The following is an 18,133-nucleotide window of genomic DNA, read 5'->3' as shown; positions in this document are numbered from 1 at the left end:
CCGGAGTGAATCAGTTTTTTAGGTCTTCAATCTCCACACCAAAGCCGGACAGCTCCAGCACTTTATCACCTACGGCATCCAATTCACCAGCCAGTAACATACGACGTACTGCCTGTTCGCCACCGGACAACTTCATGCGGCCGGTAATGCGTGTGTCACCCCAGCCGGACAATTCCAGGCTGCGGACTTTCAATTTCACGGTCGCTTCGGAAATGAGCAGCGCGTTAAATGTTTCGGTATCCACCTTTTCCTCGGTGCGACCTTTGGTCGTTTTACGAATCGTACAGCGTTCACGAATGTGATCCACTTTGGAAGACGTCAGTCCACGCAAGGTCAACAGCAGATCCAGACGCTGAATGCGTACATTCTCCTCTGGCAAACGTTCTGCTGCTTCAAACAACTGATCCAAAATCTGTTCTTCGGACATATTTTCATTCATACTCATTGGGTGTTATCTCCTTCTTATTTCACATATGGGTTTATCTATGCCATCTTCCAAGCCTGTAGAGACAACAAAGAGACCGAGATCATCTCGGCCTGCAATGGTGCCCTTATTATTAATGAAGTAACTATGCAATCACGCTTGAGCAAACTAGCTCAATCACTTGCCTATTTGAAAGTTTAGTTCGCCACAATCGGATTCAGCAATTCAAATCCTTCAAACGTAAAGCCCGTTTCCTCAGGTACTTCCTCACCCGCTGTCCAGTTGGCAAGCTGGATTTTGTCCACCATGCAACCTCTAAGCAATACACTCTCATGTCCATACGATTCAGGGTCGTTTAGCTTGGAAATAATCTCGAATTTGGTGAAGCCGCGCTGGATCATATCCGAAGTGACTTTGTAGCCCGTCATCGTGCCTGTTCCTTTTTTCGCGCCGTTTTTGTGCACCTTCCAGTCGTTACCGACCAGGTTCAGCTCACGCTTTTCAATCTCCACACTCGCTTCCAACTTGTTAATGTTTGTCTGCCACACACCATCGATATGCAACTGACCATGGGTACCGAGAATTACTCTTGACGCATCCAACATATATTTTCCTCCTTGGGTTCGTTGAACTAATAAATATTACACGGTATAACTCCGCAGTCAGAACAATCTTCCGATCGCTGTTATCCCCAGATTTTTTTGATTCCTTTTCAAAAAGGGAAAATCCGGTGATAAAGGCGAGCGCTTCGCTTCTTCAGATTTTTTCTGCCCTCTCCGTTATCGTGTAAACCATCAGTTCAACATATAGTAATTATTCTAGAAACCTTATTGCACGTAAAATGTACCAAACAACTGCTCCATCACATCCGTCAGCTTTACATTCCATTGCAGGAATACCTGATCCGCTTCCGGCTTAAGAACTGGTGCTGCACCATAATACGCCGGGTCGAGAATGACATCATAACCGTCAGCTTCAATCACATTACTCTGTGCGAGCAACGCCAAATAGGCCTTCATGGCACTAATCAGTGCCTGACGACCCTCTTCAGTATTGTTCACTTTACCGATATACGTATCTTCCGCGGAGCGCTGCAAATCCGTGTTGATCGCATCCAACACACGAATGGAACGGATTTTTTTCCAAGCATTATTCTGTCCAGCGGCTGGCGTTACCAGTGTGTTTACACCGCGAAGTGCTTTCACCTGACGACCATCATGGAAGAAAATAAATACACCATTCTGTACCGCCTGCTCCTGTTCTGCACGCGTCCAGCGACGTGTCACATCATCGAACGGAGTAGTTGCATAGGTTGTGGATTGGTTCAGACGTTGTCCGGCAATCAGTCCCGCAACATAGGCGGACGTTTCCGCCGAGCTGTAGAATGTATCTCCAAGGCGAACACCTGTACCGACATTAATCACACCTTCATGGTTGAGCGTAAGAGAACGTGCTGCCGCTTTTTGTGCTGCTGTAGCAGAAGTGTCATCCGCTGCGGAACCGCCAAATACAGCCACCACCGGTTTACCTTCACTACGCACACGTTTCACCCATGCCGCAAAACTCGCAAGCAGAGGTGCATCTGCCGCCTGATCCAAAGCCAAGACGTCGAATTGCTCCCCTTCCAGCGCACCCTGTACAGCAATGTATTCTGCATTGGTCAGGTCATCGTTGCCACTTACGCCGCCTTTGAATGCCGCACCCGCAATTGTTGCAACTACACCTGCACCATCGCCAATCGCCTGCGCCGTTACCCAGACATTTTGTTCATCCGCGTTAATCTCTTTTGCCAGAGAAGCTGCTGTAATATCAGCTGTCAGGAGCGCATATAACATCCGGTTGCCTTCGAAGAGACGCACTTCATGTTTCGTATTATCAATCACACCTGGCTGGATGGTGACGTAGAATCCATTTGCACGATCCCCCGGATACTTCGCATCCAGTTGCAGCACATTGGCATCACTGCTGTCCTTCAAAGTAAGCGTAGCTGCTTTGGCCGCAGCACTTGCTACCCGATAAGCGAGCAGCTTCTTCGGTCCACCCAACAGGGCAAGCTTCAAGGACGTATAAGCCGTACCGTTATCCAGCACATTCGCCGCATAAATACGTTCAATCGCCGCTTCGCTACCTACTTCAACAAAAGTCCCCACCGGACCCCAGTTGGCCTTGATTGGCACAACGACCGTTCCCCGCGTTCCCGCTTGAATGGCCGAGGATGCTGCCGCCTGAAAATTCATATATAAGCCCGGAAGGACCGGACGATTCGTTTGCTCCCAAGTTCCGCCTGCCATTATCCCTTCACCTTCGCTTTCATAAATTGGTTAATTCGTTCCTGCGTTTCTTCAATGGAAAACGTCTCTTGCGCCGCTTCGTACAACGCACCGTACAGCACCTCTGCCTTAACGGCAAAGAGGGCTTCTGCATGATTCATCAGTTCTGCCCGTGTATAACGCGGAGCGGTCTGTTTTCTTTTTTTCACTGAGCTTGCCATTGCCATCTCACCTCATTTGTTGGACTACTAATTTCGTGAATCGTTGATCTTTAAACTTGACCTATGAATTTTCGATCCTATGAACCTATGAATTTGAAGCTACAATGTTGAAGCTATATCAATCATCTCAAAGCTATAATCTGGAACCACTCTTAAAAGTGCATGTTCAAAAAGATCGGTTTTCAGTACCGAGAAGATGGGATGAAGTTAGAAATGGAGTAGCAGAGCGTAGGGAAAACTACGTGAGCAACTACATGTTTCAGAAGGAAACAATCATCGTAAGCATATGCTTTTTCGGCTGAATTCCATATTCGATGCTGATGATGCCGTCAGGCATCCTTTGTAATCAAAAGCGGGCTTTTTGAACAATCTCTAATAGAAGGTTCCTCTCGACTAAACGTTTACTCCATGCCTTTGCTATGGTGAATCTCACGAATCAAAGGTACATTCGTACCCGGACGACGAATCCGCTGTTGCAACGTCAGGCGAATCTGACCATTCAGATACGCATCGGTCTGCAGATCTGCCGTGACCTCATCCACCGTCACATACCGTGTGTTACTTTTGTGCTCTTCGCCACCCGTTTCAGTTACGGCAAGACGAGCTTGGACCGCAAGTTGCTCCACCAACCGAGTAACGGTGTGCCGGGTTAGCACCGAATGATCGGTGAGCACATGCCCAATCCACTGTTGTCGAACCTCCAATGCTGAAGTGCCCGCCACAGACGTGCTGCATCCAGCCAATCGCCATAACACAGACGGCATCTCATATCCTCCAGGCCAGATATCCCCATATACCGACCAGCCCGAACCAAGTTCCGACTGTGTCCAGCCTTGAAGCGCAGCTAACCACGCGTCGCCTGTTTCAGCGAGGACAGCTCCCGAGTCTTCTGGAACATACACTCCGAACCGCAGACTACGTGTAAGCATTCCAGACCCTGCATCCACCCGGTCACTATCTGAAGAACCCAGATAGATACAAGTGAAGGACTCATCTGCTTCATCCACCAGCCTTACCTGATGCAACCCTTCGATTAGATCAGCTGACCAAGCTTCTACCTTTTCAGCGCCACCATCTTCCGGACGAGCGTAAGGTGAGATTTTAATAATCCTTCGATATCCCGCCCAAGCAGACTTCGGCACTTCTTCGGCAAACGCAACCACGGCACAAGGCCAAGCCAATACTTCGCCTGACGCAGGTACATCCAGCACACGACCGTCCCAATCTGGAACAAGTACCGCGAGCTTCTGTTTCAGCGTTTTTTTAATGAGCGTACTCATTTTACTGTTGCTCACGGCAGTGCTAATTTCATTTCTCATAGACACATTCATTTCGCCCCCTTTAGCTGCAAGTTTGAGATCTGCCCACACCGTGCAGCGACAATGCAGCAGCAGTAGACTCCCCCTTTTAACTCAGAGTCTGTATTCCGACCGAACCAATACCGGGACTACATTCACCGCATCAAAAAGACCGGCCACCTGGCCGGTCTGTACATTAGCGTATGTGCTTTCGGTGCGTCCCTTGTTATTGATCCGATAATACAATCTTACACCCTTTCATTCCTAGCGCGGATGGTGTTCCGTACGACTTCGGTGCGATTAAGGGAGTCGTTCGGGTGGAAAAAAGACGATTTCTGGAATCATCATTTTAAAGAATACCTAAGTAAGCTTTAAGATTAAATAATTGATAAATTTATCCAAATATATTAATATTTTATTATCAAATTCATTGTCTCTTACGTAAAAGAAGGAGAAATACCTATGAGTAAAACATTCAAGATCACTTCACTTGTCATCTTAGCATTTATACTCGGGATATCCTGCTGGGCTTACTTCGGTCTGCTTGGTAATCCGCTCAAGAAAAATGATGCTGAACAACAGGTAACCACTTACCTGATTGAACAGAAAGGTTACTCACCGGAACAGCTTATCGAAGTACAAGGTACTTACTCCTCAAAAAGTTCTGAAGCACCTTACGGTGCCTCAGTAACATTCGCGGATGAACTCGAAGCGAAGTACCAATATATCATTTTTAACAACAGCGAGATTAAGCAGTACAGTCATACCAGTGATGATCCCAAACATGAGGAGCCCATGGTAAAATAACAGTTTAGTTCAACGTAACTTGCGGGTTCAACGTAATCTCAAATGCACGGCCCCAGATGAAATCAGGATTCCCATATTCCAGCAGCGCACTGCTATACGTCGCATAGGACAATTCGTCATTACAGATCTGCTTAATCGCCACATTGCCTGTCTGGAAGGCTGTTTTATTCGCAAGTGCCGTTGTGTAAGTTTGCATCAAGTCACGGAGCAATGTTTGCAAATGGGCATAGTCTTCCTCCGAGTTGAACAGCAACATATTTTGATCCGAAAGGGTAGCCACGTTGGTATACAGCGCATGGGCTCGGGAATATGTGCGGATGTCCGCAATCGCTACCGCTTTGTAGTAATAATCCTTCAGAAAACGCTTAAACAACAGCGAGCCATGCGCATTCATCGCATCTCGCAACTTATGCTCATGCTTCTCTGTTGTGATCAATGCGTACCTCGACTGCCCCATACCTACAGCAATACCGATCTTGTTACCTGGTGTATTCCATGCACTATAACCCAGAACCCGTCCGGTATATGGACTGTTGAGCAATGCTTCGGCAACATCAACATTGGCTGGTCCTTTACCCACAAAATCAATCAACACCGAAGGCAGACCTTGCTCACTATTCAGCGTCAATTGCTCCAACGCAGCCTGCACCTGATCCAGAGCCGTAATGGCAATAATCTCAATGTCGATGCCCGTGTTCTCCCCGGAATTACCTGGGTGACCCTTCGTCATACGATCCAGTTCGGAGGTCATGTCAAACGGGACAACTTGATCGGCTGCTACAGCCACTAGCTGTTCATTTTCCAAGCCAGCACCCACATCCGTCACCACTTCCGGTTCAGGATATGCCGAATCCGCTACAAGCACACCACCTACAATATCCACATGACGAACCATATTCTCGTGTACATCCATGTATTCATACGTGTTAATGATGGTATTGCCGTGAGGACCAAAATATTTCACTGCGTAACGTGTCCTCGCCCCGCCTCGGAACAACTGGTTAGCCATGCGAGCAACCAAAGCGTGCCCCAGACCATCCGCATCCGGCAAGACGATAGCTCGATCCGGATTTTGCCCATTGGTTCCACCCAGCCATTCATTGATCCGCGCTTCTACATATTTGATTTCATTGATCTGAACACCCTGCGTGTTAGCATCGTCGACTCCAACTGCGAGGAAATCGATATAACCTGTGCGAGCCAGTTGATCCAGAATGTACAGATTTGTTTTAAATTTATGCTGTCTTGTATTGTAATACTGTTCTTTATCAAAATAGGTCGTTGTCCCATATTCCACTCCATCCGGGGACAGGTTATAACCTTCGATAATATCCTCAAACTCAGTGTATGTCTGACGTGGCTGCTGCATCAATGCACGGGACTCATTATACGCATCAAGCGCCAAGCCATCTGCAAACGAGGTTGTAGCCAAACGCATGATGGTATCCATTACGAATACAGGTTTGCGTGGGTATTTCTGCTTGATCACGCGGATCACATCCAGCAAACGCGTCGTCTCATCATCGTATTCTGGATAGGCGCCTCCTCCATCTTCACGGAGCTGACGACTACCAATCAGGCCGCCATAAGCGAGCATATCGGATGAAATAATGAATCCGTCGACTTTGGCAGCATGTTTCAGAATAAAGTCATGAATCTTGGACGGTTTGCCATAAACCGGCGTGGAGGTGCCGAGCAGCGTTGTGCCATCTACGGTTTTCTCCGAGTCCAGACGATTTTTAATATCACTCAGGTTCGGTGTAACGATATGGATACCGGCTGCTTTCCCTTGCACAATCACATCATCCAGATTCGCTGGACGATCATCCAGTGGAACATACAATACTGTTTTCATATCACGTAGCCTCCTGTTATCTATATAAGTTGAACTACAGAATATTTACACTTGCCACTTCGATGACAGAACAACCTTCCGATCGCTGTTATCCCCAGATTTTCTTGATCCACTTATATAAAGGTAGAAATCCGTGGATAAAGGCGCAGTGTATGCTTACGAAGTAGCTTTCTTGCAGAAAGCTTTTAGCTCCGCTTCTTCAGGTTATTTCTGTCCTCTTCGTTCTCGTGTAAATCGTTAGTTCAACTTATATATCTAGTCTTTAATACCCGATCAGGGCAAGGATGCAATCACCGAATTAAAAAACCGGCCCCCTGGCCGGCTATACGTTAGCGTATGAGCTGTCGGTGTGTCTTCCTTGCTGCTGATCCGATAATACCATTTTACCGCCTTTCCCCACTCGCGCTGATGGTAAACGGGATGAATTACGCATGAATGTAGTTGTCTCTATGGCGGTTAAATGCCGATTTCTTGGAGAAAACTCCTATTGATAGTCCAACCAAACCCATTCTGATGATGTTTATATGACATAAGTAGCTTTCAAATCCTACGAACAATAAAGGATGGATATGACCATGAAAAAGAGATATTTCTTCTATCTTTGGATTGCTGTCACCAGTTATATGGCGGGTCCCGCTATGTATGCGTTGGCGATGTACATCTTATATCAGGAGACAGATGTTGTAACAACATCTCTCATTGGATGGACCGCGGCAACATTCTTATCCGTTGGTATCCTGTTTATCCTGATCACAGTCATCATGCTACGAGTGTTCAACATCTATTATTTATGGCTGCAAACCCTGCTCTTCGAGTTGTTTTTCCTTATCCTCGTCTATATGACCACTGTTCTTCTTGGGGCTGGCAACAGGGGACTGCCCAAGCTGTCCTTTCTATTTACACCCGAAGGCATCTCCTTATGGATGTTCTGGGGGAGTATTGCACTTATGAGTTCCTGGGGAATATGGGCAGCGCGTCAGCCCATACGAAAATCACCATACATGCTGGTGTCCAGAGTCATGCTGATCCTTTTTATCCTTGAAATTTGGCCCCGTTAAAAAGGTACAGGATGCCTACCCTACAATTCGGTAGACCAGAATAATGCCTAGAAGGGGTGTCCGTCATGTCGGACACCCCTTCTGAAATGTATGTTTTATCTCACGCGATGATATAACGAAAGTTCTCCCATGTTTCCGGTACGGGCTCTCCGTTCTTGGCGTGATGATAAAAACTGAACGGGAATTTGAATACATGACCTCCGTTCCAGTCACGGGAACGTCTGTCGGTGAGCCAATATTCCAGTTCATGAGGGAGCGCCACTGATCGTTCTGCCCGTTCCAGTGGCAACAGATCTACGGGTGATTGCAATGTCGGCATCTCCTGTTCAATATCCACATCTCGGCTTAAGCGCAGTGCCTTCACCATGGTAAGGAAAGGCGGAATACCTTTATGGAATAATGCCGGATAACCCAATTCATATAATATGTTAAGCGCATGTCCATAGGTCAGCATATGACCGATTAGATCATGATGCGCTTCCGCGTGATAGATAGTCTGGAACGCACCAAGCTCATCCAGAATCAGGCGTGACAACTGAACTGGATTTTCAATCTCGGGGAAACCATCGCTTTTTTCCGGCTTCAGACTGCGAATTTCTTTCATCGTTGTGTTCATCCAAGATCTTCCCGGAATGGTTCGATCGAATGAATCGATCAGTTCAACCAGCCGACCAATATCCTCCGCAGTGCCCCATCCATCCAGTTCGCGAATAGCTTTCAGACTGATTGCCCCGTAGATGGCCTGGTGTCCAACCCAGTGCAGTTCTCCAATCGTTCGATCCAATGCGTCCGTAATACACGCCTCGGCATCTTCCCTGGGCATCATTTCACCAATCGGAGAGGACTGGCCAGGGCTGATTCCATGCTGGCGAAGCATGGCTTTTGCTTCGGCCGTAACACTGCCGGCGGCAAGGGCAGTGAGACGATTTTCCCGCAACCAAAAATATGCCGCAATCGCACCCGCCCCATAATGGGCGTGCCACAGATCCCCTGTACGTTCCCGACTGGAAACGATAATCGCTAGTCCATCTTCCAACAAACGTCGATCCAAGCTTGCCACCACCCTTCATTATATGTAAACCCATCAGAGAAACTATATAAGTTGAACTAAGATCTGTCCTCTCCGTTATCGTGTAAATTTAGTTCAACCTATATATCCTAATTAATAAATAAAGCGTTTACTTCTATAACATGATGGAAATGCTCCACATATGCCCGTTTTGCCCCGGAATGCAAAGTTTAGCCAATTCGAAGCTTGCCCACGCCAAGGATGGATACTTCCAACGGATAGATCTGTGCTTTTTGCTTGGAGAAAAACCATGTCCGATCCTTCCTCACCACAATAAACAGACCGTGCACATCTCCTACAGGAGCAAAGGTATCACTAACCTCACCCCAGCTCGTGAGTCCAATCTGCTGAAGCTCATTCACCGTAGACAGAACATCCTCCGTCACCAGTCCAACTTCACACACCTGTAATATATCTTGAGTCGAGAAGTCATGGTCACTCTCGTTCGGAATACGATGATGAGCAATCAGCTCAATAATATTGCCTGCTGGATCTTCGAAATAGAGAGAATGAGAGTTCCAATTAGTAGAGTACGTCTCATCCCGATCTCCTTCTCTGCTTAAAACAACACGTGATGCAGCCCACTGCTTCGCTTCCTTGAACCGATTCGTCGGAATCGACCAGGCCACATGATAAAAGGGCTCACGATCTGTTTCACACGGTTTGAAAATCATCTTTGTCCCTCCAACCTGCAGGTTGAAGGCCTGATCCGTGGCATTGGAGACCTCCATTCCCAACGTATCACGATAAAAATGCTTGAGGTCCTCCAGCCGTGTTGTATATAACTGTAATTCTTCAATCATCATACGGTCTTCTCCTGCATCTCCTCCCACTGACTCCACGGCACCATGCCAAGTTCAGGCTTCGCTTCATCCGGGAGCATGGCGATGAATTCAAGCATATGACCATCCGGATCGTTAAAATATACAGATACCGCAGGCATCCAGCCAAAGACGTACAGTTCACCGATATCATCATTCAGGAAGTTCTGTGTCTTGATCCCTTTGTTCTCCAAGTGAGCCACCGCATGTTTCATATCCTCCAGAGATACATGAAAAGCAAAGTGCTGACGTTTCACCTCGGAAGGTTCCTTTTGCCACAATCCCAGCATGGCATTGCCTTTTCCACCAATCCAGTAGAAGGAGTTCCCACGTTCTTTCTGCCCGTAGGCATGAGGTAAACCCAGGACCGTTTCATAGAAATGATGGGATCTCTCCAGATCCGTCACGTTTAGATGTGTTTCAAATATGCCTGTAATCATAATGCTCAACCTCTTTTCCTTTTCCCATTTTATCTTCCTTGGTTCTCAACTCATGGATGAATTCCGCGCATTCGTTAACGTCTGGGCCAGATTTAAAAACGATCCAATGACCCGCTGCACCCGGTCCTCTATATCCTGACTGCCTTCGTACTCCTCGTATCCGTCAAATGTTGCTTCGAATCGTCTGCGCTGCGCACCACCAATAGAAATCCACTCTTGGGCATTGATGCCATGCAGATTGCGAACAATCGCTTGCAGTTGTAAAAGCGAACTTACCCCCACCGCTCCACCAGAGGAGCTGATGGACAGGACGGGCTTGCCGCTGAAATGAACCTGACTCAGGTGATCCAGTGCATTTTTGAGCACACCGCTAATACTGCCGTGATACTCTGGTGTAGACAGGATGATCGCATCGGCCGCGAGCATACGTGTATTCAGGTCTGCCAGATGTTCATGATCCGCTTGTTTTTCATCTGGCGCGTAGAATGGAAGTGGTGTCTGATACAGATCAAACAGGCTTGCCTGATGTCCCTGACCGCGAATAATCTCCACAGCATACTCTCCCAGACGTGTACTGGTTGCATTGTTCCGATTGCTTCCTGCCAAAATAACAATATTCATTCATGTCACTCTCCTTGGTTTTTTAATAATTCAAACTCTCATGTTTCAACCGATCTGTTATTTCTACTCTTATCTTACCTTTCTTTTGCATCCAAATCGTCAGCAGATAGACTTAACTTGAAATGCCAAAAAACTCAACCTTTAGGTTGAGTTTATACGACTTAAGTATGAACATATGTCGGAATTGGTCACACGACCCAGCCATTTCTTACGGCATGAAGAGCCGCTTGTGTCCGATCCGCCAGTCCCAGTTTGTCGAGCAGATGACTGACATGGGTTTTGACCGTTTTTTCGGTGATGACCAATTGAACTGCAATTTCCTTGTTGCTCAATCCTTGAGCAATCAGCCCCAAGACTTCTTGTTCACGGCGAGTGAGCATATCCAGTCCGCCAAGAGACGCTTCAGTTGATTTACCCTTCTGCTTTGGCTCCTGATGTTGACTGTCTGCTGACTGATCTGTCGGTATATCCTGTGGTTGCTGTTCATTTATAGACCAATCGGATGAAGCCATCACATGCATCAATTGACCTGCTGCGGCGGGATGCAATTCCACCTGACCTGCATGCACATTACGAATGGCTACGGCCAGATCCTCCGGTTCAATATCCTTGAGCAGATATCCTTTCACCCCTGCGCGAACAGCAGGAACGACATGATCCTGATCCGAAAACGAGGTGAGCACAATGATTCGCGTTGCTGGCAATAACGTGCGCAGCCTTCTGGCTGTTTCAATTCCGTCCATGATCGGCATATGCAGATCCATTAATACCACGTCAGGTTTTAACGCTTCCGCCTGAGCCAGTGCTTCCTGTCCGTTCGATGCTTCGCCCACAACCTTCATGTCCTGCTGTGTCGTCAAAAAAACGTGCAGCCCCCGTCTCACCATCGCATGATCGTCTGCGAGCAAAATCGTAATCGGCATCTCTTCTTCCCCCTGACTTTATACAGATTCGAACGGAAGTGGAATGACTGCCGTTATTGTCGTTCCCTTGCGGGAATAACTCACTATTTCTAAGCTGCCACCGAGCGATTGAGCCCGTTCCTTCATAATGGACAGGCCAAGGGAGCTTCCAGACGACGCTTTTGGCCTGTTCGCACCACCTTTTCCCTGATCTGTGATGGTGAACACCACTTCATGATCACTTAACTTGAGGGTGACCTCAGCAGAAGGAACATCCGCGTGTTTTCTTACATTATTCAGCGCTTCCTGTCCGATTCGCCACAATGCTTCTTCTATATTACGCGGTAAAGACCGCATTCCCGTCCGGTTCATCACCACTTGAAGCCCCTGGCTGGTACCGTATTCCTGTAGCGCATGGAGCAGCCCTGCTTCCAGTCCCGCGGGACGGAGCTGCATAATCAATGCGCGCATTTCCTTGAGAGCCTCCTGAGACAAAGCCCGAATATCCTTCATCGCTTCCGCTGCCGGGTGCAACTGCTCGGAGTCGGATAACATACTTTCCGCGCCTTTAGCCGTTAACGATAGTGAAAATAAAATCTGATTAACCGAATCATGCAGATCGCGAGCCAACCGGTTTCTCTCTTCCATTCGTGCAAGTTCGCGGCGATTCTCCGCCAGCTTCAGACTCTCCCATGAGGCCGCAATATGTTCGGCCAATGCCTCCAGCACTTCACGGTCTGCCTGCGCAGGACCTGATGTTCCTATTCCGATCACCAGAATTCCCGTTTCCCCTGGCGTATGGTACGGAAGTGGAGCAGCAATTCCCGAGGCAATGGAATTCGCAGTCTGGTCAGGCTTGCACAGGGTAAATATCTCAGCGATCTCTGTCCCAGACAAAGATGTTACACGATGACTATTGATTATATGGTTAATGTGGCTCGTCACTTCTGAAGATAACGGAGTACTTGATAACGCTCGAACCTTATCATCTGCATGGGCTGCCTGCACAACGAACAATCCATTTTTCTGCTGAATGATTGTAGCAAAAGGCCAATCATAATGCTGCCCAAGCAGCTGTACAACTTTTAAACAAAAAGCATCAGAATTGCTGCATTCGTTCACTGCAAGACCCAAAGCCGTGCTGAACTCCCCCAGCTTGGCATACAGATCAGCTCGTCGCTGCTCCGCACGATACAATCTCATCCGTTCTACCGCACTCCCAATCTGGTACGCCACGCCCTGTAACAGCGCCAGCTCACTGTCGCTGAAATGTTCCTTGGCTGGCGCAGCCACGTTGAGCAGGCCTAGCATCTTCTCCCCTGACCTTAACGGGACGGTTGCATGGTGGGTAATATCATGGGTATCTCCCCATTGGAATTCAACGGCATCCTCCAGCCGTTTACAGTTAATGATGTTGACCGCATGATTGAGCTGACCGTCCTTAAAGCGGTTCACACACCAGCAGGTACCCGTTCGCATGGGCTCTTTATCTTCACGCAGTAATGCCGGGGGCAGATTATAATCCGAAACACAGGTATAGTCTCCACGTTCATTAATCAGAAACATCCAGCCTGCCGTTAATCCGGTCAACTCCAGTAATTTCCCGACCACGGTATCCAGCATTAAGTTCAGATCATTGGACGTATTGAGCGTTTCCGCGATTGTCTTCAACGTGACCATTTCCTGCATTCCGACTTCTTCCGACATCGCAGAATTCTCTCCTTTGGCTGTACCAACTGTGGTTTGTTCAACTATTGTAACCAATCCATCTTGGATATTAAAGGATCAACTTCTTCAATCGCTCACTCAGCCCAGCTTCTGTCGCTCTTTGCGGGACACAGACAAAGGCTCCATATTAATCAGACCTCTATCTGACAGAGCCAGCGCCATTTTGTAGAAAGCACGTGTACGAATCTTCGTATACGTATCCTTGCTGACAGGCGGATCAAACACATGGTTATACACTTTATAGTCAAACACATCATCGTCTTTCAAATATCGTTCACAGACGAGTACACGTTCCTTTTCACTCAGCCGGGACACAACAAAATCAATCGTATCGCAATATGCCTGACGCGCGCGCTGCACGTCCACATTGTAGATTGCCGTTCTCGCCGTGGAATCCCCCGTTACATTGGTTGCACCGTGGAAACGCTCGGCATAACTTGCCGTCACCATAACCTCTCGTTCTTCAAATGCAATGGTTTTATAGATACGGTATTTTTCCAGCGCAGCTTCAACAGCTGTTTGCGTTTTGCGTCGGTCCAATTCAGGCAGCATCAATTCCATATTTATCTTCCTCCTCTAATATTTTTTACTCCATTCATATCTCTCACTCTATCGTTCACGTCATGTTGTTTTGCCATCATTCTTTGCACGATGGAAAAACGCTCTTATTCATAGAGTTGTCCAGTTTCCTAAATAAATAACGACATGTCTTCAATTTCCCGCTGTTGCCTTTTGGAATCACTCCAAATCTGTATAATCCGGGGAATTACCTTCTTCAAAGAGTCATTTCTAAAAACCAACCTGTGTCATTGTTACATTTTGTTCGTATAGTGTTCGTATTTCTATTTGAGGATACCACTTTCTGGAGATCGGAGTAAACCTTCATTTTGGTTCGTTTTGACGATAAAATAAAACCTTCGCTCTCATTTACTATGCCTTTTGGCATAATTGTTTCATATCTCTTTACCTAATGGTATATATACGTTATAGTACTGTTTAATTAATGAACTTCCGTACAAGTCATTTGATTTTTATAAAGAAGCCACTGAGATTTTTAGGGAAGGGACTTAGGTGTGTATCACGCGCATACGCAGTGAAGGAGACGGAATCGATTCTGAAGAAGCGAAGCGTTCGCCTTTATCCCCGGATTTCTCCCTTTAGAGAGGGAAATAGGAAATCTGGGGATAACAGCGATCAAAAGAACGATCCGAATCCGGAACGGCGCATAGAACGCACATCTACCTCCCCCCCATCCAACTGTCTTCTTTATAACTCAAGCACTTGTACGAATCAAAGGAGTTGGCATAATTGTGGAGCACGCTTTTGGTCCTTATATGAAACAACTGCGCGAGCAACAAGGATACAGCATCAATCAGCTCGCCGAAGCAGCCGGAATAAGCAACTCACAGATTTCACGTATTGAGAATGGGGTCCGGGGTGTCCCGAAACCAGCGACCATCCGCAAGATTTCAGATGCACTCTCGGTGCCCTATACAGAGATGATGAAGCAGGCTGGTTATATTGAACCAGGGAGTGCCGCTGAACTTCAGGACGTACCGGAATGGGCTACATACAAAGACCGTCGTGATTTCAAAAAGATGCTTGAGGACGATGATGATCTGATGTTTGACGGCATTCCACTCGATGAAGAGGACAAGAAACGAATCAAGGATGTGCTGACAGGTCTGTTCTGGGAAGCCAAACAGATGAACAAACGCAAAAAGACAGACGAATCGGACAATCGCCCATGAGGCATGACCCACTGAATTTAATAAGGCAGCAGGTGAGATCATATGGATGACATCGTAACAAAGCTGATTCGAAAACACCGGACCAACTGCCCGTTCAGCATTGCCCGCGCGGTTGGAATACAGATTCGTTTCACCAATTTGGGGAAGTCCACCAAGGGAATGTACTTTCGTAAGCTCCGGCGCAGGTTTATCGTCATACACAATGATTTGCCGCCGGAATGGCAACGGTTCGTGTGCGCCCATGAGCTTGGACACGACCGACTTCATAAAGGGATTAATCGATTCTTTCTGGAGGAACATTCCTATTTTGCTCCAGGCAAGCTGGAAAGACAGGCTAACCGTTTTGCCATTCAATTGCTGACCTCCGGAGTGATGCCTGAACCGGATGAATCTTTGGAGAAATTTTGTTTGCGTACCGGACTGCCGCGTGAAGCGCAGCATTTTTTTTACACTCTTTAAGAACATATGTTCTTTCCGAAGATTATATTTTCCAACAGCAGATTTACATGTCACTTTCAGGTTACTTATTTTTACGTAATTCGCGAGATTTCCTAATAATAGTCTGTTAAAATACTATTTGAGCTGTGTAAATGCTCAAGTAGATTATTATTTTGGGAGGTTTCGGAATCATATGAAAATCTGGAAGAATTACGTTTCACTTCTGCTAACGGTCTGTTTGCTGTTTGGCAGTGTAGGTATTGCCGCAGCTGCAACGGATACCACTCCGGGCACAGGTAAACACATTACCATTCTACATACGAATGATACGCATGCCCGGGCAGTTGAATCTTCACCTGCTATGGGTTTTGCCAAAGTAGCTGGAATCGCTGACAAATATCGTAGCGAAAACCCGAACACACTCTTGCTAGATGCTGGAGATGCTGTGCATGGTACAACATTTGCCACTCTTGTGAATGGTGAGAGCATCGTGAAAGTCATGAATGAAATGGGATACCAGGCCATCGTACCGGGTAACCACGAATTCAACTATGGTTCGGATCGCCTGATCGAACTGGCAGACATGATGAACTTCCCCATGCTGAGTGCCAACGTGAAGAAAAAAGACGGAACACGTCTCTTCGATCCTTACCTCATTAAAGAGGTGGATGGCGTGAAGATTGGTATCATCGCTTTGACTACACCGGAAACGTTGTATAAAACGAATCCTAAAAACGTAGAAGGTCTTGATATTACAGATCCATCTGCGGAAGCCAAAGTTCTGGTAAACGAAATCCGCAGCAAAGTAGATGTTGTTGTGGTATTGGGACACCTTGGACAAGATGCATCCAGCACGGATACTAGCTTTAAAGTTGTTAAAGAAGTTCCTGGCATCGATGTATTCATCGATGGTCACAGCCACACTGTACTGCAAGATGGCCTTGTATCCGATAACGGAACATTGATTGCAAGTGCAGGAGAATACACTAACTACGTAGGTGTCATCGATCTGTGGGTAGATGGTGGTAAAGTAACGAAGAAACAAGCAACATTAATTGATGAAACGGAAGCAAAAGACATCAAACCAAATGAGAAAGTCGCGACTCTCGTAAACTCCATTCAAAAAGAACAAGAACCTATCTTGAAAGAAGAAGTAGCCAATACAGCTATTCTGCTGGATGGTAAACGTGAACAGGTACGTGCAGGAGAAACTAATCTGGGTGACCTGCTTGCAGATGCCATTCGTGATGTCAGCAAAGCCGATATTGCACTGACAAACGGTGGGGGTATCCGTGCTTCCATCGAAAAAGGGATCGTAACCAAAGGTGATATCATCACAGTACTTCCTTTTGGTAATCAAGTGGTAACGCTTGAAGTGAAAGGGTCCGATATTCTGGCAGCCCTTGAAGTCGGTGTAGCTTCCTACCCTGAACCAAGCGGTGGATTCCCGCAAGTATCTGGTATCAAGTTCAAAATCGACACTTCCGCTGCAGAAGGTAGCCGTGTACATTCCGTAACCGTGGGCGATAAAGCCCTTGATCCGGAAGCAACGTATACACTGGCAACGAATGATTTCACAGCTGTTGGTGGTGACGAATACACCATGTTTGCCAAATATCCAACTACGGGTATGTATGGCGCGCTGGACGAAGCATTAATCAATTACATGCAGAAGCTTGGCGCTGTAGACATCAAAACAGATGGTCGGATCAGTGAAGCGAAAAAACCTGCAGTAGAGCCGGAAACTCCGGCAACAGAAACACCAACTCCAACCAAGCCAAAACCAGAAACACCAAAACCAGAAAAACCGTCTAAACCAACGCCAAGTAAACCAGCTCCAGCCAAACTGCATGTTGTGAAATCCGGAGACTCCCTGTACTCTATCTCCAAACAATACGGCACAACTTGGCAGGCATTGCAAAAGCTGAACAATATCAAAAACCCACACTGGATTTATCCAGGTCAACAATTGAAATTGCCTGCAGCTTCTTAAGCTCAGCAAAGCAAAGTGCATATAGGCATGATCCGCTTATAAGGCGCAACAACATAACGAATCAATCTTGTCATAACCAAAAGGGTGTCCCTCAGGCCAGATTACTGGTTAAGGGGACACCCTTTTGTATCTCCGTTCTTAAACATCAATCCATATCAGATAATTGAACATTTCCTGTGGACATATCCTGCTGATCCTGACAATCATCTGAGGCAAAAATAAACCCCAGCCAGGCCTTTACGGACCAACTTCATCATGTGCCTTCCACACCGAACTATATAAAAACTCTCCGGAATGACCGTGTTCATGCGGTTATTGTACTTTTATTTCGACATCTCTATCTTCTCAAAATTGCATACTTGCACATAAATCCACCTGAGTATGATCATCTTCAAATCCTTAATCATAAAATCATGTGTATACTAAATACAACTATC

Annotated in this window: 18 protein-coding genes; 5 read left to right on the top strand and 13 right to left on the bottom strand. The window is 46.8% G+C overall.

Annotated elements, in window-relative coordinates; all coding sequences use genetic code 11:
* Positions 1-10: 10 nt before the first annotated feature.
* The 5 genes from C161_RS06365 to C161_RS06345 form a co-directional block, all read right to left on the bottom strand.
* A complete protein-coding gene (locus C161_RS06365) occupies positions 11-445 on the bottom strand; it encodes a phage tail assembly chaperone (protein ID WP_017690174.1) in 435 nt (144 codons plus the stop codon).
* Positions 446-621: 176 nt separating this feature from the next.
* Entirely contained in the window at positions 622-1,029 is a 408-nt protein-coding gene (locus tag C161_RS06360; protein WP_036611426.1) for a phage tail tube protein, read from the bottom strand.
* Between the two features lie 222 nt (positions 1,030-1,251).
* Positions 1,252-2,715, bottom strand: coding sequence for a phage tail sheath subtilisin-like domain-containing protein (locus C161_RS06355; RefSeq protein ID WP_036668833.1), 1,464 nt, complete (start codon positions 2,713-2,715; stop codon positions 1,252-1,254).
* A complete protein-coding gene (locus C161_RS06350; protein ID WP_235193746.1) occupies positions 2,715-2,903 on the bottom strand; it encodes a hypothetical protein in 189 nt (62 codons plus the stop codon). The genes C161_RS06355 and C161_RS06350 overlap by 1 nt, the downstream gene beginning before the upstream one ends.
* A gap of 413 nt (positions 2,904-3,316) precedes the next feature.
* Positions 3,317-4,240 carry a hypothetical protein gene (locus tag C161_RS06345; protein WP_156946084.1) on the bottom strand — a complete coding sequence of 308 codons (924 nt, stop codon included), beginning with the start codon at positions 4,238-4,240 and terminating at the stop codon, positions 3,317-3,319.
* Between the two features lie 435 nt (positions 4,241-4,675).
* Between C161_RS06345 and C161_RS06340 the strand changes: the two genes are divergently transcribed.
* Positions 4,676-5,020: a YfjL-like protein gene (locus C161_RS06340; protein ID WP_036668830.1), complete on the top strand. Its 345-nt coding sequence runs from the start codon at positions 4,676-4,678 to the stop codon at positions 5,018-5,020.
* Between the two features lie 4 nt (positions 5,021-5,024).
* Here C161_RS06340 and C161_RS06335 read toward each other — a convergent pair whose 3' ends face one another.
* On the bottom strand, positions 5,025-6,875 hold the full coding sequence (locus C161_RS06335; RefSeq protein ID WP_036668829.1) for a DUF4127 family protein: 1,851 nt from the start codon (positions 6,873-6,875) through the stop codon (positions 5,025-5,027).
* Between the two features lie 575 nt (positions 6,876-7,450).
* On the opposite strand from C161_RS06335, the gene C161_RS06330 reads away from it, so the two are divergent.
* Complete coding sequence (locus tag C161_RS06330; RefSeq protein WP_036668826.1) at positions 7,451-7,933, top strand: hypothetical protein; 483 nt, start codon at positions 7,451-7,453, stop codon at positions 7,931-7,933.
* A gap of 100 nt (positions 7,934-8,033) precedes the next feature.
* Here the strand turns inward: C161_RS06330 and C161_RS06325 are convergent, their stop codons facing one another.
* The 7 genes from C161_RS06325 to C161_RS06295 all read right to left on the bottom strand — a co-directional run bounded on the left by C161_RS06325 (position 8,034) and on the right by C161_RS06295 (position 14,075).
* Entirely contained in the window at positions 8,034-8,993 is a 960-nt protein-coding gene (locus tag C161_RS06325) for a hypothetical protein (RefSeq protein WP_036668823.1), read from the bottom strand.
* A 179-nt stretch (positions 8,994-9,172) separates the two neighbouring features.
* Positions 9,173-9,808, bottom strand: a complete 636-nt coding sequence (locus C161_RS06320) for a VOC family protein (protein WP_036668820.1) — start codon at positions 9,806-9,808, stop codon at positions 9,173-9,175.
* A complete protein-coding gene (locus tag C161_RS06315; RefSeq protein WP_036611437.1) occupies positions 9,805-10,263 on the bottom strand; it encodes a VOC family protein in 459 nt (152 codons plus the stop codon). Before C161_RS06315 ends, C161_RS06320 begins: the two co-directional genes overlap by 4 nt.
* A gap of 45 nt (positions 10,264-10,308) precedes the next feature.
* The gene (locus C161_RS06310; RefSeq protein ID WP_036668817.1) at positions 10,309-10,884 is read right to left on the bottom strand and encodes an NADPH-dependent FMN reductase; all 576 of its coding nucleotides are present in this window, start codon (positions 10,882-10,884) and stop codon (positions 10,309-10,311) included.
* 188 nt (positions 10,885-11,072) lie between these two features.
* Positions 11,073-11,807, bottom strand: coding sequence for a response regulator (locus tag C161_RS06305; protein WP_036611442.1), 735 nt, complete (start codon positions 11,805-11,807; stop codon positions 11,073-11,075).
* Positions 11,808-11,825: 18 nt separating this feature from the next.
* A complete protein-coding gene (locus C161_RS06300) occupies positions 11,826-13,493 on the bottom strand; it encodes a GAF domain-containing sensor histidine kinase (protein ID WP_036668814.1) in 1,668 nt (555 codons plus the stop codon).
* Positions 13,494-13,592: 99 nt separating this feature from the next.
* Positions 13,593-14,075, bottom strand: coding sequence for an ArpU family phage packaging/lysis transcriptional regulator (locus tag C161_RS06295; protein ID WP_017690187.1), 483 nt, complete (start codon positions 14,073-14,075; stop codon positions 13,593-13,595).
* Positions 14,076-14,821: 746 nt separating this feature from the next.
* On the opposite strand from C161_RS06295, the gene C161_RS06290 reads away from it, so the two are divergent.
* From C161_RS06290 to C161_RS06280, 3 genes are all read left to right on the top strand, one after another.
* Positions 14,822-15,265, top strand: a complete 444-nt coding sequence (locus tag C161_RS06290) for a helix-turn-helix domain-containing protein (protein ID WP_082219000.1) — start codon at positions 14,822-14,824, stop codon at positions 15,263-15,265.
* Between the two features lie 42 nt (positions 15,266-15,307).
* Positions 15,308-15,724 carry an ImmA/IrrE family metallo-endopeptidase gene (locus C161_RS06285; protein ID WP_036668810.1) on the top strand — a complete coding sequence of 139 codons (417 nt, stop codon included), beginning with the start codon at positions 15,308-15,310 and terminating at the stop codon, positions 15,722-15,724.
* 172 nt (positions 15,725-15,896) lie between these two features.
* Positions 15,897-17,696 (top strand): 5'-nucleotidase C-terminal domain-containing protein, encoded by a 1,800-nt coding sequence (locus tag C161_RS06280; RefSeq protein WP_036668808.1) that lies wholly within the window; start codon positions 15,897-15,899, stop codon positions 17,694-17,696.
* Positions 17,697-18,133 lie beyond the last annotated feature (437 nt).

The sequence above is a fragment of the Paenibacillus sp. FSL R5-192 genome (genome assembly GCF_000517845.1).
Lineage (GTDB): Bacteria > Bacillota > Bacilli > Paenibacillales > Paenibacillaceae > Paenibacillus > Paenibacillus amylolyticus.
Note: the sequence above shows the minus strand (reverse complement) of the source record. Positions and strands in the feature narration are given on the sequence as shown.

Bases quoted from the DNA above. Each gene is read 5' to 3' on its own strand.
- C161_RS06365 (WP_017690174.1), bottom strand. From the start codon at position 445: ATGAGTATGAATGAAAATATGTCCGAAGAACAGATTTTGGATCAGTTG.
- C161_RS06360 (WP_036611426.1), bottom strand. From the start codon at position 1,029: ATGTTGGATGCGTCAAGAGTAATTCTCGGTACCCATGGTCAGTTGCAT.
- C161_RS06355 (WP_036668833.1), bottom strand. From the start codon at position 2,715: ATGGCAGGCGGAACTTGGGAGCAAACGAATCGTCCGGTCCTTCCGGGC.
- C161_RS06340 (WP_036668830.1), top strand. From the start codon at position 4,676: ATGAGTAAAACATTCAAGATCACTTCACTTGTCATCTTAGCATTTATA.
- C161_RS06335 (WP_036668829.1), bottom strand. From the start codon at position 6,875: ATGAAAACAGTATTGTATGTTCCACTGGATGATCGTCCAGCGAATCTG.
- C161_RS06330 (WP_036668826.1), top strand. From the start codon at position 7,451: ATGAAAAAGAGATATTTCTTCTATCTTTGGATTGCTGTCACCAGTTAT.
- C161_RS06320 (WP_036668820.1), bottom strand. From the start codon at position 9,808: ATGATGATTGAAGAATTACAGTTATATACAACACGGCTGGAGGACCTC.
- C161_RS06315 (WP_036611437.1), bottom strand. From the start codon at position 10,263: ATGATTACAGGCATATTTGAAACACATCTAAACGTGACGGATCTGGAG.
- C161_RS06310 (WP_036668817.1), bottom strand. From the start codon at position 10,884: ATGAATATTGTTATTTTGGCAGGAAGCAATCGGAACAATGCAACCAGT.
- C161_RS06305 (WP_036611442.1), bottom strand. From the start codon at position 11,807: ATGCCGATTACGATTTTGCTCGCAGACGATCATGCGATGGTGAGACGG.
- C161_RS06300 (WP_036668814.1), bottom strand. From the start codon at position 13,493: ATGTCGGAAGAAGTCGGAATGCAGGAAATGGTCACGTTGAAGACAATC.
- C161_RS06295 (WP_017690187.1), bottom strand. From the start codon at position 14,075: ATGGAATTGATGCTGCCTGAATTGGACCGACGCAAAACGCAAACAGCT.
- C161_RS06285 (WP_036668810.1), top strand. From the start codon at position 15,308: ATGGATGACATCGTAACAAAGCTGATTCGAAAACACCGGACCAACTGC.
- C161_RS06280 (WP_036668808.1), top strand. From the start codon at position 15,897: ATGAAAATCTGGAAGAATTACGTTTCACTTCTGCTAACGGTCTGTTTG.